Source organism: Agarivorans sp. (genome assembly GCF_050295395.1).
In the GTDB taxonomy this organism is placed as follows: domain Bacteria; phylum Pseudomonadota; class Gammaproteobacteria; order Enterobacterales; family Celerinatantimonadaceae; genus Agarivorans.
The window spans coordinates 1-6,317 of sequence record NZ_JBNKPP010000050.1; the positions used below are offsets into that span (position 1 = coordinate 1).

The 6,317-nt window shown below is 46.3% G+C and carries 5 protein-coding genes; 2 read left to right on the top strand and 3 right to left on the bottom strand.

Features of this window, described 5'->3' with window-relative positions; translation table 11 throughout:
- Positions 1 to 307: 307 nt before the first annotated feature.
- The 3 genes from ACQY6Q_RS03075 to ACQY6Q_RS03085 form a co-directional block, all read right to left on the bottom strand.
- Positions 308 to 2,725 carry a putative bifunctional diguanylate cyclase/phosphodiesterase gene (locus tag ACQY6Q_RS03075; protein ID WP_427977739.1) on the bottom strand — a complete coding sequence of 806 codons (2,418 nt, stop codon included), beginning with the start codon at positions 2,723 to 2,725 and terminating at the stop codon, positions 308 to 310.
- A 159-nt stretch (positions 2,726 to 2,884) separates the two neighbouring features.
- The gene (locus tag ACQY6Q_RS03080; protein ID WP_427977741.1) at positions 2,885 to 3,250 is read right to left on the bottom strand and encodes a hypothetical protein; all 366 of its coding nucleotides are present in this window, start codon (positions 3,248 to 3,250) and stop codon (positions 2,885 to 2,887) included.
- Positions 3,251 to 3,427: 177 nt separating this feature from the next.
- Positions 3,428 to 5,041, bottom strand: a complete 1,614-nt coding sequence (locus ACQY6Q_RS03085) for a glycoside hydrolase family 43 protein (protein WP_427977743.1) — start codon at positions 5,039 to 5,041, stop codon at positions 3,428 to 3,430.
- 89 nt (positions 5,042 to 5,130) lie between these two features.
- On the opposite strand from ACQY6Q_RS03085, the gene ACQY6Q_RS03090 reads away from it, so the two are divergent.
- The gene (locus tag ACQY6Q_RS03090; protein WP_427977746.1) at positions 5,131 to 6,006 is read left to right on the top strand and encodes an AraC family transcriptional regulator; all 876 of its coding nucleotides are present in this window, start codon (positions 5,131 to 5,133) and stop codon (positions 6,004 to 6,006) included.
- 100 nt (positions 6,007 to 6,106) lie between these two features.
- Positions 6,107 to 6,317, top strand: a 211-nt coding sequence (locus tag ACQY6Q_RS03095; RefSeq protein ID WP_427977748.1) for an SDR family oxidoreductase, incomplete at its 3' end; no start/stop codon positions are given.

Consider the following 6,317-nt stretch of genomic DNA (forward strand, 5'->3'; position numbering starts at 1 on the left):
GCAGGATTGCTTGCTCACAAAAGCAATGTTGTTGAGGCATTTGGCAGCGGCTACAGCGAGCACGGCGGGCGCCTCGCCCTTTAAATTCAGTGGTGGCAGCGGCTTTGCGTTGGGCATAAAGTTGTAAAAAACGGTTCACGAGGGGATCTGTAACAGCAAAAACGCCAGTATAACCAAGCGCTGGGGGGAAGACTATCTTTGCTCTACACCTGCTATGCAGCTAAACCCTGTTGTTACTGCCTAGCTGGCAGCGTTAGCCTAGGCTTAACGCGCGCGAATAAATTGAATAGCCCTTAGCCATTGCTGATTATGCTGAGCCTTGCGCGGCTAACAGCGCCTCTAATTGGTCTTTTTCAATGGCCGGCGAATAATAAAAACCTTGAATAATTTGGCTGCCGCGCTGGCTAACAAAGTCTAGTTGGGCTTTGGTCTCTACGCCCTCTACCACCACGTTTAGGTTTAGGTTATGCGCCATTTTTATAATGGTGGCGGTGAGCTGGCATTGCTCTTGGTCATCGGGGATTTGGCTAATAAAACTGCGGTCTATTTTTAAGGTATCCCAAGGGAGCTTCGACAAATAAGACAGCGAAGAATAGCCGGTACCAAAGTCATCTATGGCTAAATTTACGCCCAATTGTTTGATTTGTTTTAATAAGGGAATGGCTTCGTTTTCCCGTTCAATAAAAACTGATTCGGTAAGCTCCAGCTCCAGTAAGTGTTGGGGAAGCTGGCTGCGGTTTAGGCACTCACTTAAGCGTTGAATAAACTGACCAAAGCGTAATTGATGAGCGGATACGTTGACCGACATAGTGATGGGCGGCAGGCCTTGCTTAAGCCAACTGGCCGCATCATTACAGGCTTTTTCTAGTACGTAATCCCCCAGCCGTTCAATGATGCCGGTGGCTTCTGCTACTGGAATAAACTCTCCCGGTGAGACCCAACCTAAGTCTTCATCATGCCAGCGCGCTAGCGCTTCTACACCACGAACTTGACCATTTTTAGCGCAGTATTGAGGTTGGTAATAAACTAGTAAATCTTGGTTTTCTATGGCTAGTTTGAGCTTGGCACTTAAGCTGAGTTTACGCTGGCTCTCTTGAGTGAGTCGGTCTTCATAAAAGCCGTAGGAGCCTCGTTGGGTTCGTTTGGCCTCGTAAAGGGCGGCATCGGCTTCTTGTAGCAGGTTGCGCTGCTCTCCAACGTTTTGCAAGCTGGCGCCAATGGTGGCCGAGATATAAATCTCATTGTTGCCACTGATCAAAATGACTTTTTTTAGCTGCTGTTGGATCTGGTGAATCAGCTGTTTACTTAAATCTACATCATAGCTTTTGATTAATAGAGCAAATTCATCGCCACCGGTGCGACTTAAAATACCGACATGCTCACTATGGGCATTTTGGATGATCAGTAGCCGAGTTGATACGGCTTGTAATACTTCGTCACCAGCAGCGTGGCCGAAACTGTCGTTAACATCCTTGAAGTGGTCTAGGTCTATCACCAGCAGGGTGGTGGCGGTTTTTTCTAGGGCCGCAAGTTGTTCGTCTAATACCCGCCGATTGGGTAATTGGGTGAGTTGGTCGTGGCGAGCTAAATGGTTTAGGCGTCGTTGTACGCTTTTTTGCTCGTCGATATTCACTAAAGAAAACACATAACTTTGTGCTTGCTGTTGCTCCGACTTCACTCGATTTACCGCCAGCAAGCCTTGATGGCGATAACGTTCGCCAAAGGTGACTTCTCCACGCCAGTGGTCAGACAGGATTTGGGCGTAGTGAAGCTGTAAGCCATTGTGCTGAAACAGCGTGTTAATCATATAAGTTTGTTGGTTTAGCAGGGCTTTATTTAGTTTTAACATCTCGCAGAAGGTATTGTTGGCCCGCAACAGTAGCCCCTGACTACTAACAATGGCTAAGCCTTCGCTGGTATTTTCGAATACGGTGGCCGCTTGCTCTAAGCCATAATCTTTAGCAGAGAGCTCTTTCATTAACTGATTACTGGTGGTAAACAGCAAACGCCAGCGCACATCTTCGGCTTCTAGATAGTTAACGAAGGATTGATGTTTAATAGCAATAAACAATAGCAGAGGTAGGGCAAACGAGCTGGCGGATAACAACTTGCCATCTAGTCCTCCTAATACAATGGCAATAATCTCTGGGCTAAAACCAAAGGCGATTAGCGGGAACAAGATGCCATCGAGGCAAAGAACCAGCACAAACAACGCGATGTACAAGACACCAGTGAGCAGCGCCGGAAGGTTAAGTTTTTTTAGCTTTTCAAAACAGAACAGTAGGGTGAGTAACTCTAAAATAATCAGCACCCCTCCCAATATAATGAACGGCGTTGATAGCTCGAATAGCGCCGGGGAGGTATTGTGCGGGTTGATTACGCCGTCACTTTGCAGGGTGGTGGTGGCCAACGAAGAGAACAGTACGTTAAATAGGTCGACAAAAATCACTAGCTTAAGCACGTGCCTTAAAATAAATACATCTCTTTCTACCAGCACAAATAACACCGAGCTCATCATGAAGGCGCCGTAACACAAGTTACCACCGGAGACGTTCATCTCGGGAGTAATCGGTATTGAATACACATTGCCAAAAAAGCCGCCGATGAGTAATACCAAAGCGAGATAAATATAAAAAGCGACTTTGCGCTGCGGGCCTTTCAGGGTAGTGAAATACAGGGGGAAAATAGAAAACAAGCTGACTTGAAGAATAAATAGTCCGAACATTGGCAAGCCCACATAGCAATCCTAGCTAGGCTTAACATTATCTCGTTTTGTTGTTTTAATCATGTTTTTATTAGTAATTTTGCAATGAATACCAAGCTTTACTACTGTGGCTGATTGAGTTGGCCGGTGGCGGGACTGTCACAAGTTAGATTACGCCAATTAGCGAAATATATACTGGCGAGGATAACCGAAGTAGTGGCGTATACGATGATGTTGCAGCAGGATTGCGCAGCTTAAATGCACTATTGCTACCAAGACCATCAGTAACGCCATTTGCGGCCAGGCTTGTTCGTCTGTGGTTCGCTCTTGATAGCCTTCAATAAGGCTATGCAGCCATTCGGCGCTGAGTAAAACCATGGCTACTTGGTTGAGGCGTAAACAAATGGGGTGGCGGATCATTAAGCTGATGAAGCCCATGATGCAAAGGGTGGCGTAAATATGCTGATGAGCATGAATAAAGTGAGCGGCACTCAGTACTAGACATAGACTAGTGGGGGCTAGCAAGTAACGTATCGGTGAGCGCATAATACATAACCACTTGGTTAAAAAAGATGCAGCGAGTGTGGCGTTGATTGGTATCTAAAATACTGATTTAAATCAAAACAGCTAATTTTTATTAGCCCCTATGAAAAAAAATAAGAGGCTGATCGCACTAAGCCCCAGGACTTAGTGCTTAAGTTAATGATTTAAATCATATATTCACTAAAAATTTTGATATTCGAAATAGCCGAAATCTGCAGTGAGTGCTTGGCCAGTGAGGTCACAAGCATACAAGCCCACTAAACTTCCGGTAAAGCGGAATATTTCACCACTACCTTCGTCTGAAAGATGGGTGGCGTTGAGTGGGGGGCCAATCTTGAGCCAGTTTTGTCCATCTAAAGAGTAGCTAAATTGATACCAGTGGCTATTGAGTTGCAAGCGCATATGCACAATTTGGGCGTCGTTTATCACTTGCTCTTGGCTAAATTCGAGATATTCATCGTTGATATGCCCCACAAGCTGAACCACGGCTTGGCCTTGGTCATTGACTGTTTTTTTCAAAAAGTAGTGACCATTGCGCGCATAATAAGCCACTAAGCCGGCCATTTGTCGTGGTGATTGTGCTGCAAATTCGACAGCGGTTTCGGCTGCACAATCGAAGTGGGTGATGCGCTGGGCTAACATGCTTTGATGGTAGCGAGAGTAGAGATAATCCCGGCCAGCCAAACGCAAATAGCCGGGGCGTTGGCTTAAGGATATCCATGACTCATCAAAGGGCTCTGTTAGCGATTGGTATTTGACATCGAGCGTGGTTTCTTTGAAGTCATCGCGAGGGGCGCTTTGTGGCCAAACATGGATTGGCAGTTGTGGCGCTTTGATGGTTAATTGCGGTACTCGCCCGCCAACTACCCACGGCCAGTCATCGCGCCATTCAATATTTTGCAGGGCAGTTTCTCGGCCAAGAATGCAGCGACCATGGGTTTGTTTGATTTGGTCTTGCTCTTGCTCTAGCTCTGGGTTAAATATGGGTCTGCCGCAAAGGTGGGATAAAAACCACTCGCCTTGTTGCGTTTCCACTAAAAAGCCGTGGCCTGCGCGTTGTAACTCCGCCTGTTGTTGGTGGCTGGAGCTGAGTAAGGGGTTTTCTGGGTGAACGTGGTAAGGCCCCCAGACATTTTTAGAGCGGCACACCGTAACGGCATGTTCATAACTGGTGCCTCCCTCGGCGGTAATCAAATAGTACCAGCCATCTTTTTTCATGATTTGCGGGCCTTCGGTGCAGCCTAGCTCGGTACCTTCAAAGATGATCTTGGGCTGGCCGACTAACTGGCCTATTTCGGCGTCAAACTCTTGAGCGATAATGCCGCCAAAGAAGTCTTTATTTTTACGGCCATCCCAGACCATGTTCACCATGTATTTTTTGCCGTCGTCATCATGAAATAAAGATGGGTCAAAGCCGTAGTTGCCAATAGAAATGGGCTTACTCCACGGGCCGGTAATCTGCTCGGCGCTGGTGACGTAGGCGGGGGTAGACATCCAAGTGCCACCGCGGCAAGAGTGAACATTGGCAAAACAACACCAAAACTTACCATCTGCATAACTCAAAGTAGGGGCATAAACACCTTCTGAATTATCCATTCCGCGCATATCTAAGTGCTCTGGAGTGTTTAGTACATGACCTATAATGCGCCAGTTTTGTAGATCTTTTGAATGGTGCAGCATGATGCCGGGAAACCATTCAAAGGTAGACGTGGCAATATAGTAGTCGTCGCCAACACGTACAATTGACGGGTCGGGTCTGAAACCGCAAAGGATGGGGTTAGTGATCGTCTTCATAAGAACTCCTAATGGTTTTCTGTAATTTATTGCTTTGAATGGACCTGATATGTAACTTAAGCAGTTATAAATATAAAATTATTGCTACTATGGCTGCGCATCCTCTCAGTTTTGAAAATATTCACCTACCGCAAGCAAAATCCTACTATTTGCGGCGCTTTCATTTTTTGAATGAACCCAAGCTGCACATCCCTAGCCACTTCCATATGTTGGGTGAGATTATGCTATTTGAGAAAATGGCGGGTCAGCTCAGCATTGACGGCCAAAGCCTAGAGTTAAGCCAAGGCTTGCTGGTATTCATTCCTTCCTTAGCCATTCACGAAATGGAAATGGACGGCGATGAGCGGCGTTTTAGCCTGTTTCAGTTTCAACGCCAGTTGCTCCAAGAGCTAAACCTATGGGAGCTAAATGCCCAGCTGCAACAAACCTTGGTGATGCAATTGTCGCCGCAGCAAACGGCATTTTTATCTAGCCACTTGGCTTGGCTGGAAAGTATTGAACAGGACGAGCAGCAACGTATGCTAACCCATAGCCTGTTACGTAGCGTGTTGGTATTTGTGGCGAGCCAACAGCAAACGATGTGTTTTGATGCTCAAACCAGCCAGCAGGACTTACTAAAAAGCAAAAGTTTGTCAAAAATTATTCCCTTGCTGCAACATCTAGAGAACCAGCAAAGTGTGCACTTAAGCCTGCAGCAGGCTGCCGATATTTGTGGTATGTCTAAATATCACTTCTCGCGGGTGTTTAAGTCTTTGTTTGCGCAAAATTACAAGGATTACATTTTAAAGCGTAAGATCAATACCGCGCTTAACTTACTGACCGAAACCGAGCGAAGCATTGCCGAGATTGCTTACGCCTGTGACTTTTCTGATAGTGCGTATTTTTGTGCCAAGTTTAAGCAAGTAATGGGTTTATCGCCGGGGCGTTTTCGCCGTTCAATTCATACTGTGTCGTCTTTCGATTAGTGGTTATGCTTAGTCTTATTTTAACTGGCAGGTCGCTGCTTTAATCATGGCCGTCTACGCTTTAGGCAAGTGAACATGGGCTTTTAACGGGATAATAGTGATGCGAATATTGGTAATAGGCGCCTTAGGAACCATTGGCAGCAAGCTAGTTCCGGCTTTGTTGCAAGAGGGGCATGATGTATCGATTACTTCGCGAGACCCCAAAAAACCTAGCCCTTGGCCAGAGCACTGTTGTCAGCGTTATACCCTCGATTTGTTAGTTCCCGACACCTTGCCTGCCGCGTTACAGGAGATCGAATTAGTCTATTACC